Source organism: Streptomyces sp. LS-MS-L19, from assembly GCF_058382285.1.
In genome coordinates this window covers 6,854,643-6,869,361 of the sequence record NZ_JBYCLL010000001.1, presented here as the reverse complement: position 1 = coordinate 6,869,361, position 14,719 = coordinate 6,854,643, and the positions used below count along the sequence as shown (strand labels likewise).

Genomic DNA, 14,719 nt, shown 5'->3' with positions numbered 1-14,719 from the left:
GGCCATGACAACTGTCCGCTGATCAGACTCGCTCCCATGTCCGAGATCTCCCGCCGTGCCTTCGGTGGTCTCGTCGGTGGCGGTGCCGTGACCGCCGTCGCCGGTACGACGACCACCGCCGAAGCCGCCCCCGCCGAACGCCCCTTCCAGGCCCGGGCCGGTGGTTCCTCCGGCAGACGCCCCAACCTCCTCGTCATCCTCGGCGACGACCTCGGCTGGGCCGACCTCTCCTCCTACGGCGCCCCGCACATCAGGACGCCGAACCTGGACCGGCTGGCCCGGCAGGGGGTGCGTTTCACGGACGCGTACTCGGGCTCCTCGACCTGCTCGCCGACCCGGTTCAGCCTGTACACCGGACGGTATCCGGGGCGTACCCCGGGCGGGCTCGCCGAGCCCGTGGCCGACCGGACGCAGGGGCTGGACCCGAACCACCCCACGCTCGCGTCCCTGCTGGAGAAGGCCGGTTACGCGACCGCCCTGATCGGCAAGTGGCACTGCGGCTGGCTCCCGGACTACAGCCCCACCAAGTCGGGCTGGGACGAGTTCTTCGGCAACCGCGGCGGTGTGCTGGAGTACTTCTCCAAGCTGGGCCAGCTGGGCGACTACGACCTCTACGAGGGCGACGCCACCTACGAGGACCTGCGGTACTACACGGAGGTCCTCACCGAGCGGGCCGTCGAGTACGTCGGCCGCAAGCACGACAGGCCCTGGCTGCTGAACCTCAACTTCACCACCCCGCACTGGCCCTGGCTCGCGGAGGGCGACGAGGAGACGGGCGCCGAGATCGCGGCGAAGATCCGCGCCGCGAAGACCCAGGCGGAACGCAGCATCGCCTTCAACCACTACGACGGCGGCTCGGTCGCCAAGTACACCGAGATGGTGGAGAGCCTCGACGCGGCCGTCGGCGAGGTGCTCGCCGCGCTGCGCCGCTCGGGGCAGGAGGAACACACGCTGGTGTACTTCGCCAGCGACAACGGCGGTGAACGCTGGTCGTACCTGTGGCCGCTCAGCGGTGAGAAGTTCGTGCTCCAGGAGGGCGGCATCCGGGTGCCGACGATCGTGCGCTGGCCGCACCGGATCGACGGCGGCCAGGTCAGCCACGAGCCGAACTTCTCCCCCGACTGGACGGCGACCTTCCTGGAGGTCGCGGGCGCCCGCCCCGACCCGGCGTACCCGCTGGACGGGACGAGCCTCGCCGGATACCTGCTGCGGGGCCAGGACCTCCCGGAGCGCGACCTGTTCTGGCGGGTGCGCGCCAACCGGGCGCTGCGGCGCGGGAGTTGGAAGTACTACCGGGACTCCGCCGGCAAGGACCACCTGTACGACCTCGGCACCGACCTGCGCGAGCAGGCCGATCTCGCCCCGGACAGGCCGGAGTTGCTGGCCGAGCTGAAGACCGCGTGGGAGCGGACCGCCTCCGGTCTGCTGCCGTACCCCGACTAGCCGAGGATCCCCCGCTGGTACGCCGTCGCGACCGCCGCCGCGCGGTCGTTGACGCCCAGCTTGGCGTACAGGTGGGTGAGGTGGGTCTTCACGGTCGCCTCGCTGATGAACAGTTCGCGGGCGATCTCGCGGTTGGAGGTGCCCCTGGCGACCAGGGCGAGGACCTCGCGCTCGCGGGCGGACAGGGGCTCGTTCGCCGGTGCCCCGGGTGATCGGACGGCGGAGACCAGCCGGGACGCCACCGCCGGGGACAGCACCGTACGGCCCTCCGCGGCCGCCCGTACCGCGGTGAACAGCTCGTCGCGCGGGGCGTCCTTGAGGAGGTAGCCGGTCGCGCCCGCCTCGATCGCGGGCAGCGTGTCGGAGTCGGTGTCGTACGTCGTCAGGACGAGGATCTTCGCCCGGGCACCGGCGCGGGTCAGCTCACGGATGGCGTCCACCCCGCCGCCGCCCGGCATCCGCAGGTCCATCAAAATCACGTCGGGGTCGAGGGCCGCGGCCCGCTCGACCGCCTCGACGCCGTCGGAGGCCTCACCGAGCACGGTGAAGCCGGGCGCGGAGGCGAACATGCCGCGCAGACCGTCCCGTACGACGGGATGGTCGTCGACGATCAGCACCGAGATGTCACTGGTCATGGCGGACCAACGGTACGCGAGCCGACAGCGCGGTGCCCTGGCCCGGCTCCGACTCGACGGTGAGGGAACCGGCGATGCGTTCCGCGCGGGCCCGCATGCCGTCGAGGCCGAAGCCGCCCGCGCGGGTGCGGGCGGGCAGGGCGAGCGGGTCGAAGCCGCGTCCGTCGTCGCGGATGTCGAGGATCACCTCGTCGGTCAGGAAGCTCAGGGTGACGCCGAGGCGGGTGGCGTGCGCGTGCCGGGCGGCGTTGGAGAGGGCCTCCTGGGCGATCCTGAGCAGGGTTGCGGAGACCTCGTCGTGGAGTTGCTCGGCGGTGCCGGTGACCGTGAACTCGGCGCGTACACCGGTGCGTTCGCCCCAGTCGGCGACCGTCTGCTTCAGTGCCTCGGGGAGCCCGGCGTCGGCCAGGGCGACCGGGGCGAGGTTGTGCACCGAGCGGCGGGCCTCGCCGAGGCTGTGCCGGGCGAGGTCGATCGCCCGGTGGACGTGCTCGCGAGCCTGGCTCTCGTCGGGCGTGTTCGCGACGACCTGGAGCTGGGCGATGATCCCGGTCAGGCCCTGGGCGAGGGTGTCGTGGATCTCGGCGGCGAGCCGCCTGCGCTCGTCGGCGACCCCGGCCTCCCGTGCCTGGACGAGGAGTTGGGCGTGCAGGGCGGCGTTCTCGTCGAGCGCCTGCTGGAGGGCCTCGATGGTCGAGGCGCGCTCGCGGGAGCGCTGCTCCTCCTGTTCGGTGATGTGCGCGACCACCGACTGGAGGCCGTAGTTGGCGGCCAGCAGCGCGGCGAACCCCAGCCACTGGGCCGTGCTGCCCGGCATCAGCCCGCCGGCCTGCGCGCCGGCCACGGTGACCGCGCTCGCGAACAGCCCCAGCCGCCGCCACATGCCCGGGATCAGCTCGTCGGCGTCCATGTAGCCGGCCGCCGCGTAGAACGCGAAGAACGGGTTGAGCCAGGTCAGGACGAAGGCGATCGCCCAGCGGACCAGGTAGTACGCCGTCCCGGCCCGGGAGGGGCTGCGGCCCCGGTTGGCGCGGCGGTGCCGGGTGCCGTGCCACCACACCTGGAGCAGGACCGCGGCGCCCACCAGGATCCCGACGAGGTACCAGTCGACGGGGCCGTCCATGATGCCCGCGGAGACGATCGCGAGGACGACGCCGGTGCCGAGGAGTCCGTACGGCCCCCAGACGTGCAGGCGTTCCCAGTACCGGTCGATCCGGGCGTCCGACGCGTTCATCTCCCCAGTCTGCACGGCCCCTCCCCTACTCCCAGCGGAACCAGCGTGACGCGGCGCCCGTGAGCAGCAGCGTCCAGACGACGAGGACGCCCAGGTGGGTCCAGCCCGGCCAGTGTCCGGCCGCGGCCCGGTTCAGTGCCTCGGCGGCCGCCCCGAACGGCGTGCAGCCGACGATCCGGGCGAGGACGTGCGGCATGGTCTGCACCGGCGCCCACACGCCCGCGCAGAACATCGCCGGGAAGAACACCGCGGACCCGATCGCGCCGGCGATCTTCGTGGTCCGGGACAGCGCGGAGACCACCGCCCCGAGCGCGAGGGCGGCGAGCACGGCGAGGACCAGGGCCAGCAGGTATCCGAGGGGCTGTTCGGGCAGTCGTACGGCGAAGGCGACCCGTCCGACGGCGAGGGCCAGCAGCGCGGACGCCAGGGCGGCGCCGCCGTAGACGGTCATCTGCGCGGTGAGCAGGGCGGTCGGGCGGACCGGAGTGGTGGACATGCGGCGCAGGATGCCGCGTTCGCGGTAGCCGGTGAGGGTCTGCGGCATCGACTGGAGGCCGCCGACGATCAGGCCGAGGAGCACGGCCACCGGGACGTAGACGTCGATGGTCCTGAGGCCGCCGAGGTCGGGGTCGTGGTTCCGGAACGACGGGATCGAGCCGAGGATCACCAGGAGCAGGGTGGGGAACAGCAGGATCCAGAAGAGGGCGCCGGGTTCGCGGCGGAAGAGGCGGACCTCGGTCCGCAGTACGGCGGTGTTCATGCCGTGGCCTCCTGGGTGTCGGTCCTCGTGAGGTCGAGGAACGCGTCGTCGAGGGTGGCGTCGACGACCCTGAGCTGGTGGGCGGTGACGTGCCGGCGGGCGAGCAGGGTGATGACGGCGTTCACCGTCTCGTCGGTGCCGGAGAGGGTGAGGCGGCCGTCCCGGTCCTCGACGGAGGCGAGCGCGGGCAGGGCGTTGAGCTCGTGCGCGTCGAGCGGCGCGGACGGGGTGAAGCTGATGACGGTGCCGCCCGCCGAACGCCTGATGAGCCCGGCCGGGGTGTCCAGCGCGGCGACCCGCCCCTTGTCGATCACGGCGATCCGGTCGCAGAGCCGCTGCGCCTCCTCCATGAAGTGGGTGACCAGCAGGACGGTCACGCCGTTCGCGCGCACGTCCTCGATCAGCTCCCAGGTGTCGCGGCGGGCGCGTGGATCGAGACCGGTGGTCAGCTCGTCCAGGACGACGATCCGCGGGTTGCCGACCAGGGCGAGCGCGATGAACAGGCGCTGCTTCTGGCCGCCGGAGAGCTTGCCGAACCGGGTCGTCAGCTTCTGGGCGAGGCCGAGACGTTCGGCGAGCGGCCGCCAGTCGAGGGGCCGGTCGTAGAAGGTGCTGTAGAGCTCCAGGGCCTCGCGCACGGTCAGCTTGGCCTGGAGTTCGCTCTCCTGGAGCTGGGCGCCGAGGACGCGGGCCACGCGCGCGTGGTCGGCGACGGGGTCGAGCCCGGTGACCCTGACCCGGCCACCGTCGGGGACCCGCAGCCCTTCGACGCACTCGACGGTGGTGGTCTTGCCGGCGCCGTTCGGGCCAAGAATTCCAAAAATCTCGCCCTCCTCGACGGTGAGGGAGACACCGTCGACGACGGTCCGGCCGCCGTAGGACTTGCGCAGTTCGCTGACTTCGATGACGGACATGGCACCAGCGTCCCGGCCGGGGGCCGGGTGCCACATCGCCCGTCGCGCTCGAAACGGCATCAACCGATCGGTGGATGCGGCGGTACGACCCCCACGCCGCTCCTGTACGACCCCTCGAACACGCAGGTCGTAGGTCCAGCGGCCGACTCCGGTCCGGCCAAAACTCGGTGGGCGTTGTCAGTGCCGGTCCGTAGGCTCGCAGCTGATGTCCATTACACATGCAACCACCAAGGGCGGGTCGGCCGTGAAGACCCTGCTGCGTCTGTGGCCGTATGTCCGGCCGGCCCGCGCGCGGCTGCTGACCGCCGCGCTCGTGGCGATCCTCGCCTCCTGTACGGGGCTGGTGATCCCGCTCGTCCTGAAGTGGATGGTGGACGGCCCGGTCGCCGACGGGGACACGGCCGGCGTGTGGCTCGGAGCGCTGTACCTGCTGCTGCTCGGGTTCACGGAGGCGCTGCTGTTCGGGCTGCGGCGGTGGCTGGTGGCGAGACCGCTCTCCCATGTGGAGGCGGAGATGCGGGCGGGCCTGTACCGGCACCTCCAGCGCCTCCCGGTGGCCTTCCACGACCGCTGGGCCTCCGGCCAGTTGCTGTCCCGGGCCACCACCGACCTCATGCTGCTGCGCATGTTCCTCGCCTTCCCGCTGACCTTCCTGCTGGTCAACGCGGTGACGATCCTCGTGGGCGTCATCATCATGCTGCTCCAGGACTGGACCCTGGGCCTGGTGATCCTCGGCCCCGCGATCCCCGTGATGGTCACCTGCGTGATCTTCGAGAAGCGCTACCACCATGTGGCGCGCCTCGCCCAGGACCAGGTCGGCGACCTCACGACGGTCGTCGAGGAGAGCGTCCTCGGCATCCGCATCATCAAGGGCTTCGGCCGGCACCGGTCGCAGGCGAGGGCGTTCCACGACCTGTCCGCGAAGCTGCGCGGCACCGAGCTGCGCAAGGCCCGCCTCCTGGCCACGATCTGGGGCGTCATCACCACGCTCCCCGAGGTGGCGATCGGGGCCGCGCTGGTCCTGGGCTGCGTCCAGGTGGCGGACGGCGACCTGTCGGCGGGCACGCTGGTCGCCTTCCTGTCGACGGCCCTCGCCCTCAGATGGCCGGTCGAGTCGATCGGCTTCCTGCTGGCGATGAGCCAGGAGGCGGCGACGGCGACGGAGCGCTATTTCGAGGCGATGGACGAAGTACCGGAGCAGGAAGACGCGCCCGATAGGGGCGCGGGGAACGGCGCGACCAGCCCCCACCGGCCGTCGGCCGACAACGATGGCATGCGCTTTTCGGCGGTCTCGTTCCGCTTCCCCGACGCCTCCGAGGATTCCCCACCGGTCCTCGACCGCATCGATCTCCACATCCGGCCGGGTGAATCCATGGCCCTCGTAGGCGCAACAGGCAGCGGCAAGACCGCCCTCACCGCCCTCGTCCCCCGCCTCCATGAGGTGACGTCCGGCCACATCACGCTCGACGGCGAGGACATCACCGCCATGCCGAGAGAAACGCTGCGCGCGCTCGTAGCCGTGGCCTTCGAGGACCCCACCCTCTTCTCCACCAGCGTCGGCGACAACGTCCTGATGGGCCAGGACGAACGAGAACTGGACAGAGCCCTCTCCGTCGCCCAGGCCGACTTCGTGCACGCCCTCCCCCAGGGCACCGAGACGCAGGTCGGCGAACAGGGCCTCAGCCTCTCCGGCGGCCAGCGCCAGCGCCTCGCCCTCGCCCGGGCCGTCGTCGGCAGGCCGAGGTTCCTCGTCCTGGACGACCCGCTGTCCGCCCTGGACGTCCACACCGAGGCCGCCGTGGAGGCCGCGCTGCGGGACGTCCTGGCCGACACCACCGCGCTGATCGTCGCCCACCGCCCCTCCACCGTGCAGCTCGCCGACCGGGTCGCGCTGCTGTCCGAGGGCCGCATCACGGCCGTCGGCACCCACCACGAACTCCTGCGCACCAACGCCGAGTACGCCCATCTGATGTCCGGGTCCGGGGACTCCGGGGAAGGGGAGGACGCCCGATGACGGCCCCCACCACGTCCGCGCCCACCACGGACGAAGAGCCGCGGCCGCCCGGCGAGAAGCGGGCCGACGACGCGTTCGACGAGGACCGGCTGCCCGCTCCCCCGCGCGCCACCGCCCTCCTGCTGCGCTCCCTGCTCGCCCCGATGAAGGCCCGCGTCACCGTCACGACCCTCCTGCTGCTGCTCCAGCAGGCGGCCGTGCAGGCGGGCCCGCTGATCGTGGCCTACGCGATCGACCGGGCCGTCCCCGCCTTCCGGGACCACGACCACGGCCCGCTGATCGCGGTGGGCGTCGGCTACCTGCTGTGCGCGCTGGCCTCCGGCGCTCTGCAGTACGCGTTCATCCTGGTGTCCGCCCGCGTCAACCAGGACGTCCTGCTCGATCTGCGCGGCCGGATCTTCCGGCACGCGCAGGCGCTGAGCATCGACTTCCACGAGCGCTACACCTCGGGCCGGCTCATCTCCCGCTCCACGACGGACGTCGAGTCGCTGCGCGAACTGCTCAACGAGGGCCTCCAGGAGCTCGTCACCGTCGTCCTGTCCTTCCTCTACATCTCCGCGCTGCTGCTCTGGCTGGACCTCGGGCTCGGCGCGGTCGCGGTGGCGTCCTTCGTGCCGCTGTACGGGCTGGTGCGGATCTACCAGCGGCGCGCGGGCCGGGTGTACCGGAAGCGGTCGACCGCGATCGCCGCCGTGATCGTGAAGTTCGTGGAGACGATGAACGGCATCCGCCCGGTGCGCGCGTTCCGCCGCGAGGCCGCCAACGACGCCGACTTCGCCGTACTGAACCAGCGGCACGAGCGGGTCAACGGCGACGCGCTGCTGGAGATGGCCCGCTATGTCGTCGGGTCCCGGCTGGTCGCCAACACGGCCGTCGCGGGGATCGTGCTGTGGGGCGCCTACCGGGTGGCGCAGGGCTCGCTGGAGCTGGGGGTGCTGGCGGCCGCGGTGCTGTACCTGCGGCGGCTGTACGACCCGATCGACCGGCTCGGGATGTTCCTGAACTCCTACCAGTCGGCGGCGGCCTCCCTGGAGAAGATCGCCGGTCTGCTCGCCCAGACCCCGACCGTGCCGGAGCCGGCGGCTCCGCGGCAGCTCCCGGCGCTGGAGTCCGCGGACCGTCCCGGCCGCGAGGTCGTCTTCGAGGGGGTGTCCTTCGGCTACCGCACCGGCGGCGAGGTGCTGCCCCGCTTCGACCTCACGCTCCCCGCCGGACAGACCGTCGCGGTGGTCGGCTCGACCGGCGCCGGGAAGTCGACGCTCGCCAAACTCCTCGCCCGCTTCTACGACCCCTCCGAGGGCCGCGTCCTGCTGGACGGCGTGGACCTGCGTGAGCTGGCCGTGCCCGAACTGCGGCGCGGGGTGGTCATGGTGACCCAGGAGGCCTTCCTGTTCTCCGGCACGGTCGCCGAGAACATCGCGATCGGCCGCCCGGACGCCTCGCGCGAGGAGATCGAGCGGGCCGCGAAGGCGATCGGCGCCCACGACTTCATCAGCGCCCTGCCCGACGGCTACGACACGGACGTCCGCAAGCGCGGTGGCCGCATCTCCGCGGGGCAGCGCCAACTCGTGGCGTTCGCGCGGGCGTTGCTGGCCGACCCGGCGGTGCTGATCCTGGACGAGGCGACCAGCTCGCTCGACATCCCGGGCGAGCGGGCGGTGCAGCGCGCGATGGCGACGGTCCTGAAGGGCCGTACCGCCGTGGTGATCGCGCACCGGCTGTCGACCGTGGAGATCGCCGACCGGGTGCTGGTGATGGAGCACGGCCGGATCGTCGAGGACGGCACACCGGCCGAACTCACCGCGGGCACGGGCCGGTTCGCGGATCTGCACCGGGCCTGGCGGGACAGTCTGGCGTGAGCGACCACATGGGCGAGCGGGGGAACAGGTGATCGACGCGTACGAGGACCCGGGCACGCCGGACGTCCGGGGCGGCTGGCGGTACCTGTGGTGGCTGGTCCGCTGCCAGCCGGGCCGGTCGGTGGCCGGGGCGCTGCTGGGCAGTTCGTGGATGGTGCTGCTCGCGGCGACGCCGTACCTGATGGCGAAGGCGATCGACGAGGGCCTGGAGCCGGGTGACTGGCCGGCGCTGGCGGGCTGGTGCCTCGCGCTGTTCGCGGTCGGTTCCTTCAACGCGTGGCTGAGCATCATGCGGCACCGCACGATGACCCGGGTGCGGATGGACGCCAACTTCCGCACGGTCAAGGTGGTCGTCGGCCAGGCGGTCCGCCTCGGTGCCGCGCTCTCGCGCCGGACCGGGGCCGGGGAGGTCGTCACGATCGGCGTGGGCGACGTGCAGACGATCGCGCAGGCCCTGACCGTCGTGGGCCCCGGCGTCGGAGCCTGTGTGGCCTATCTGACGGTCGCCGCCCTGCTGGTCTCGGTCTCCCCGGTCCTCGCGACCGTGGTCCTCCTCGGCATCCCGGCGATCGTGCTGCTCGTGGGCCCGTTCCTGTCCCGCCTCCAGGGCGCCGAGACGGAGTACCGCAACCGCCAGGGCGTCCTCACCGCCCGGATCGCCGACCTCGCGGGCGGTCTGCGCGTCCTCAACGGCCTCGGCGGCAAGAGCCTGGTCGCCGACGCCTTCCACCGCGACTCCCAGCACCTGCGCACCCAGGGCTACCGCGTCGGCGCGGTCACCAGCTGGGTCCAGGCCCTCGGCGTGGGCCTGCCCACCCTGTTCCTCGCCACCGTCACCTGGCTCGCGGCCCGCCTCGCCGCCCAAGGGGACATCAGCGTCGGCGAGTTGGTGGCGGTGTACGGCTATGTCGCGGTCCTGGTGGGTCCGGTGGCGTTCTGGGTGGAGTGCGGATACCAGCTGAGCCGGGGCGTGGTGGCCGCGCGGCGGGTCGTACGGTTCCTGCGCCTGGAGCCGCTGGAGGACACGGGGACGAGAGACGCCCCCGCCGAACCCTCGGTCCTGCACGACCCGGACTCGGGCGTGAGCATTCTCCCGGGCCGCCTGACGGCCATGGCTTCGGCACACCCGGCGGATGCGGCCATGGTCCTGGACCGCCTGGCCCGCTACACGCCGTCAAGGGCGACCTGGGGCGGAGTACCGCTGGACGAGATCAGGCTGCCCCAGATCAGGGAGCACATCCTGCTGGCGGACCACGAGGCCGACTTGTTCGCCGGAAACCTACGTGAGGTGATAGCGCCCCAAAGGGGCGCGGGGAACTGCGCGACAAGCCACGACGAACTCGCAGCCGCCCTGCACGCAGCCGTGGCAGACGACATCGCGCAAGGTCTCCCGGACGGCCTCGACTCACAAATGGACGCCCAGGCCCGCAACCTCTCCGGCGGCCAACGCCAACGCATCCGACTCGTCAGAGCCCTCCTCGCCAACCCCGAAGTCCTGCTGGCCGTAGAACCCACCTCCGCCCTGGACGCCCACACAGAAGCCCTCGTGGCGGACCGCCTGCGCGAGGCAAGAGACGGCCGCACCACAGTCGTCACCACCACCTCCCCCCTCGTCCTGGACCACGCCGACACCGTCCTCTACCTGGTCGACGGCAAGCTCGCAGCCTCCGGCACCCACCAGCAACTCCTCACGCAGGAACCGGGATACCGCGCCCTGGTCGCAAGAGACGTGGAGGTCATGAAGTGACCGACGGCCACCTCCCGGTCGCCGACCAGGCATCCGTACGGCGCGCCTCCGTCCGGCTGATCCGCAAGGACACCCGCGCCTTCACCGCCGTCCTCGCCCTGAACTCCGCCGCGGCCCTCACCGGCCTCGCCGGCCCCTGGCTGCTGGGCCGGATCATCGACGAGGTGCGCGCCGGGAGCGGTGTCGCCGCGGTGGACCGGCTCGCGGCCGTCCTCGTGGTGTGCGCGAGCCTCCAGCTCCTCCTGGCCCGCTGGGCCCGCTATGTCGGCCACCGCTTCGGCGAACGCACCCTCGCCCGGGTCCGCGAGGAGTTCGTGGACCGCGCCCTCGCCCTGCCCGCCTCGGTCGTGGAGCGGGCCGGCACCGGTGACCTCACCGCCCGCGGCACCGCGGACGTGGCCACCGTGGGGACGACGCTGCGCGACGCGGGCCCCGAACTGCTCATCAACTCCGTGCAGTTCCTGTTCCTGCTGGCCGCCGTGTTCGTCCTGAACCCCCTGCTGGGTGCGGTCGGCCTGTTCGGCCTGCTGCCCATCTGGTTCGTGCTGCGCTGGTATCTGCGGCGGGCCCGGGACGGCTATCTGGCCGAGGGCGCGGCCACCTCCGACGTCGCCGAGATCCTCGCGGCCACCGCGTCCGGTGCCCGCACGGTCGAGGCGCTGCGGCTGGAGGAGCGGCGCGTCCGGGCGAGCCGGGAGGCCCTCGACACGGCCCGCCGCACCCGTCTGTACACCCTCTACCTGCGCAGTGTGTTCTTCCCCGTGGTCGAGATCGCGTACATCCTGCCGGTGGCCGGGGTGCTCCTGATCGGCGGAATGCTGCACGCGCGAGGCGTGATGAGCCTCGGCTCGGTCGTCGCGGCCGCCCTGTACCTCCAGCAACTGGTCAATCCGCTCGACCAGATCCTGGTGCGGGTCGAGCAACTCCAGTCCAGCGGCGCCTCGTTCGCCCGGGTGGAAGGGCTCGCGGGAGCGCCGCGGACCTCCGCCGAGGACTCCCCCACCCCCACCGACGACCGCATCGACGTCACCGACGTGCGCTACTCCTACGGCCGCGGCGGCGAGGTCCTGCACGGCGTCGACCTGACCGTGCGCCCCGGGGAACGGCTCGCGGTGGTCGGCCCGTCCGGTGCCGGGAAGACCACGCTGAGCAGACTGCTGGCCGGTGTCGACGCGCCGACCTCCGGCTCGGTGACCGTCGGTGGCGTGCCCGTCGTCGGGCTCGGACCCGAGCAGCTGCGCCGCCAGGTCGTCCTGGTCACCCAGGAGCACCATGTCTTCCTGGGCACGGTCCGCGACAACCTCCTCATCGCCGAACCCGGCGCCGGGGACGAGGAGTTGTGGGACGCGCTGGCCGCCGTAGGGGCGGACGGGTGGGTGCGGGAGCTGCCCGAGGGGCTCGACACCCGGCTCGGCGAGGAGGGCGGCCACTCCACGGACGGTTCGCAGGCGCAGCAACTGGCGCTGGCCCGGGTGGTGCTGGCGGATCCGCACACGCTGATCCTCGACGAGGCGACCGCGCTGCTCGATCCCACGACCGCGCGGCACACCGAGCGGGCCCTGGCCGCCGTACTCGAAGGGCGCACGGTGATCGCCATCGCGCACCGGCTGCACACCGCGCACGACGCGGACCGGGTGGCGGTGATGGAGGACGGCCTGCTGACCGAACTGGGCACGCACGAGGAGCTGGTGGCGGCGGGCGGAGCGTACGCGGCGCTGTGGGGGTCGTGGCACGGCGGGCCGGGCGGCAGCTGAACGCCCACCGGGTCACAGGCCGCCCACGCGACCGTATATCGAACATGAACTACCGGACAACGAACCGTTTCCGGCCAACTTTCTGACGCGCTCCTGACAGACAGCGCAATCCACTGCCACTCTTCCCACGGCTACTTCACAGCAACCCCACAGCACCACCGTTCTGCGTACCTCCATGTTGTGCCCGGACGGTCGACCCACCGTCCGGTCTCCCCAGGCCGCGTGATCCGCGGCCGCGCAGAAGGAGTCAGTGTTGAGAGACAGTTCCTCCCACAGACGCGCCCCCCACACCCTGCACCGCAAGGCCGCCGCCGTGGCCCTCGTCGGTGTCTCGGCCCTGCTCGCCACGGCCGTCCAGTCGGGCGCCGCCACCGCGGCACCGGAGAAGGCACCGTCGGCCGCGGGCAAGGTGCTCCCGGGCGCCGAGTCCCTCAAGCTCAGCCCGGCCCAGCGCGCCGAGCTGATCCGCCAGGCGAACGCCACCAAGGCGGACACCGCCAAGGACCTCGGTCTCGGCGCCAAGGAGCAGCTGGTCGTCCGTGACGTCGTCAAGGACGGCAACGGCACCCTGCACACCCGCTACGAGCGCACCTACGACGGCCTGCCCGTCCTCGGCGGCGACCTCGTCGTGGAGACCACGAAGTCCGGCGCGACCGAGGGCGTCGTCAAGGCGACCGCCAAGGCCATCAAGCCGGCCACCACGACGGCCGCCCTGCCCGCCGCCAAGGCGGAGAAGCAGGCGCTGACGCTCGCGAAGGCGGCGGGCGCCGACAAGGCCGACACCAACCGCGCCCCGCGCAAGGTGATCTGGGCCGGCAACGGCACCCCGACGCTGGCGTACGAGACGGTCGTCGGCGGCCTCCAGGAGGACGGGACGCCGAACGAGCTGCACGTCATCACGGACGCGGCGACCGGCGCGAAGCTCTACGAGTACCAGGGCATCGAGACCGGCACCGGCAACACCATGTACAGCGGCACGGTCACCCTCGGCACCACCCAGTCCGGGTCGACGTACAACCTGACCGACGGGGCGCGCGGGGGGCACAAGACGTACAACCTCAACCGCGGCACCTCCGGCACCGGCACCCTCTTCTCGGGCCCGGACGACGTGTGGGGCAACGGCAGCGCCTCCAACACGGAGACGGCCGGCGCGGACGCGCACTACGGTGCCGCGCTCACCTGGGACTACTACAAGAACGTGCAGGGGCGTTCGGGCATCCGCGGTGACGGGGTCGGGGCGTACTCCCGGGTGCACTACGGCAACAACTACGTCAACGCGTTCTGGTCGGACAGCTGCTTCTGCATGACCTACGGCGACGGGTCGGGCAACACCCACCCGCTGACGTCGATCGACGTGGCCGGTCACGAGATGACCCACGGCGTCACGTCGAACACCGCGGGGCTCAACTACTCGGGCGAGTCCGGCGGGTTGAACGAGGCGACCTCCGACATCTTCGGCACGGCCGTCGAGTTCTACGCCAACAACTCCTCCGACGTCGGTGACTACCTCATCGGCGAGGAGATCGACATCAACGGCGACGGCACGCCGCTGCGCTACATGGACAAGCCGAGCAAGGACGGCGCGTCCAAGGACAGTTGGTACTCCGGGATCGGGTCGGTGGACGTCCACTACTCGTCGGGCCCGGCGAACCACTTCTTCTACCTCCTGTCGGAGGGCAGCGGCACCAAGACCATCAACGGGGTCACCTACAACTCCTCGACCTCGGACGGTCTTCCGGTCACCGGCATCGGCCGGGACAAGGCGGAGAAGATCTGGTTCCGCGCGCTCACCACGAAGTTCACGACCACCACCAACTACGCGGCGGCCCGCACCGGCACCCTCGCGGCGGCCGGTGAGCTGTACGGCACGACGAGCGCCGAGTACACGGCCGTGGCGAACGCCTGGGCGGGCGTGGCGGTCGGCACGCGTCCCGGTGGCGGCGGCGGTGGCGGCACCTCGTTCGAGTCCACCACCGACGTATCGATTCCGGACAACGGGGCGGCGGTCAACTCGCCGATCACGGTGTCCGGTCGTACGGGCAACGCGCCGTCCAACCTCCAGGTCGCGGTGGACATCGTGCACACCTACATCGGTGACCTCCGGGTGCAGCTGATCGCCCCCGACGGCACGGCGTACACGCTGAAGGCGTACGGCACCGGCGGCTCGACCGACAACCTCAACACCACGTACACGGTGAACGCCTCGTCCGAGGTCGCCAACGGGACCTGGCAGTTGCGGGTCCAGGACAACGCGGCCCAGGACACCGGCTACATCAACAGCTGGAAGCTGACCTTCCCGTAGGTCCGCGGGCCCCTGGACAGGGCGCCGCCCCGGTGGTTCGACTCCCCGGGGCGGCGC

The 14,719-nt window shown here is 71.8% G+C and carries 10 protein-coding genes; 6 read left to right on the top strand and 4 right to left on the bottom strand.

Annotated elements, in window-relative coordinates:
- The first annotated feature begins 36 nt into the window (after positions 1 to 36).
- Complete coding sequence (locus AC2XR2_RS30810; protein WP_491516834.1) at positions 37 to 1,443, top strand: sulfatase-like hydrolase/transferase; 1,407 nt, start codon at positions 37 to 39, stop codon at positions 1,441 to 1,443.
- Here the strand turns inward: AC2XR2_RS30810 and AC2XR2_RS30805 are convergent.
- From AC2XR2_RS30805 to AC2XR2_RS30790, 4 genes are read right to left on the bottom strand one after another with little or no spacing between them, the layout of a single operon-like run.
- Positions 1,440 to 2,078, bottom strand: coding sequence for a response regulator transcription factor (locus AC2XR2_RS30805; protein WP_330264360.1), 639 nt, complete (start codon positions 2,076 to 2,078; stop codon positions 1,440 to 1,442). The two genes, AC2XR2_RS30810 and AC2XR2_RS30805, sit on opposite strands and share 4 nt — an antisense overlap.
- Positions 2,068 to 3,312, bottom strand: a complete 1,245-nt coding sequence (locus AC2XR2_RS30800; protein WP_491516833.1) for a sensor histidine kinase — start codon at positions 3,310 to 3,312, stop codon at positions 2,068 to 2,070. The genes AC2XR2_RS30805 and AC2XR2_RS30800 overlap by 11 nt, the downstream gene beginning before the upstream one ends.
- Before the next feature lie 25 nt (positions 3,313 to 3,337).
- Positions 3,338 to 4,072 carry an ABC transporter permease gene (locus AC2XR2_RS30795; RefSeq protein WP_491516832.1) on the bottom strand — a complete coding sequence of 245 codons (735 nt, stop codon included), beginning with the start codon at positions 4,070 to 4,072 and terminating at the stop codon, positions 3,338 to 3,340.
- Positions 4,069 to 4,986 (bottom strand): ABC transporter ATP-binding protein, encoded by a 918-nt coding sequence (locus tag AC2XR2_RS30790; protein ID WP_491516831.1) that lies wholly within the window; start codon positions 4,984 to 4,986, stop codon positions 4,069 to 4,071. Before AC2XR2_RS30790 ends, AC2XR2_RS30795 begins: the two co-directional genes overlap by 4 nt.
- 205 nt (positions 4,987 to 5,191) lie before the next feature.
- Here AC2XR2_RS30790 and AC2XR2_RS30785 point away from each other — a divergent pair, with 205 nt between their 5' ends.
- From AC2XR2_RS30785 to AC2XR2_RS30765, 5 genes are all read left to right on the top strand, one after another.
- Positions 5,192 to 7,000 carry an ABC transporter ATP-binding protein gene (locus AC2XR2_RS30785; RefSeq protein WP_491516830.1) on the top strand — a complete coding sequence of 603 codons (1,809 nt, stop codon included), beginning with the start codon at positions 5,192 to 5,194 and terminating at the stop codon, positions 6,998 to 7,000.
- Entirely contained in the window at positions 6,997 to 8,859 is a 1,863-nt protein-coding gene (locus AC2XR2_RS30780) for an ABC transporter ATP-binding protein (RefSeq protein WP_449350674.1), read from the top strand. The genes AC2XR2_RS30785 and AC2XR2_RS30780 overlap by 4 nt, the downstream gene beginning before the upstream one ends.
- 28 nt (positions 8,860 to 8,887) lie before the next feature.
- Positions 8,888 to 10,606 (top strand): ABC transporter ATP-binding protein, encoded by a 1,719-nt coding sequence (locus AC2XR2_RS30775; protein WP_491516829.1) that lies wholly within the window; start codon positions 8,888 to 8,890, stop codon positions 10,604 to 10,606.
- Complete coding sequence (locus AC2XR2_RS30770; RefSeq protein ID WP_449350672.1) at positions 10,603 to 12,360, top strand: ABC transporter ATP-binding protein; 1,758 nt, start codon at positions 10,603 to 10,605, stop codon at positions 12,358 to 12,360. Before AC2XR2_RS30775 ends, AC2XR2_RS30770 begins: the two co-directional genes overlap by 4 nt.
- Positions 12,361 to 12,613: 253 nt before the next feature.
- Entirely contained in the window at positions 12,614 to 14,662 is a 2,049-nt protein-coding gene (locus AC2XR2_RS30765; RefSeq protein ID WP_449350671.1) for a M4 family metallopeptidase, read from the top strand.
- Positions 14,663 to 14,719 lie beyond the last annotated feature (57 nt).

Coding starts and splice junctions, on each gene's coding strand:
- AC2XR2_RS30810 (WP_491516834.1), top strand. CDS start 37: ATGTCCGAGATCTCCCGCCGTGCCTTCGGTGGTCTCGTCGGTGGCGGT.
- AC2XR2_RS30805 (WP_330264360.1), bottom strand. CDS start 2,078: ATGACCAGTGACATCTCGGTGCTGATCGTCGACGACCATCCCGTCGTA.
- AC2XR2_RS30800 (WP_491516833.1), bottom strand. CDS start 3,312: ATGAACGCGTCGGACGCCCGGATCGACCGGTACTGGGAACGCCTGCAC.
- AC2XR2_RS30795 (WP_491516832.1), bottom strand. CDS start 4,072: ATGAACACCGCCGTACTGCGGACCGAGGTCCGCCTCTTCCGCCGCGAA.
- AC2XR2_RS30790 (WP_491516831.1), bottom strand. CDS start 4,986: ATGTCCGTCATCGAAGTCAGCGAACTGCGCAAGTCCTACGGCGGCCGG.
- AC2XR2_RS30785 (WP_491516830.1), top strand. CDS start 5,192: ATGTCCATTACACATGCAACCACCAAGGGCGGGTCGGCCGTGAAGACC.
- AC2XR2_RS30780 (WP_449350674.1), top strand. CDS start 6,997: ATGACGGCCCCCACCACGTCCGCGCCCACCACGGACGAAGAGCCGCGG.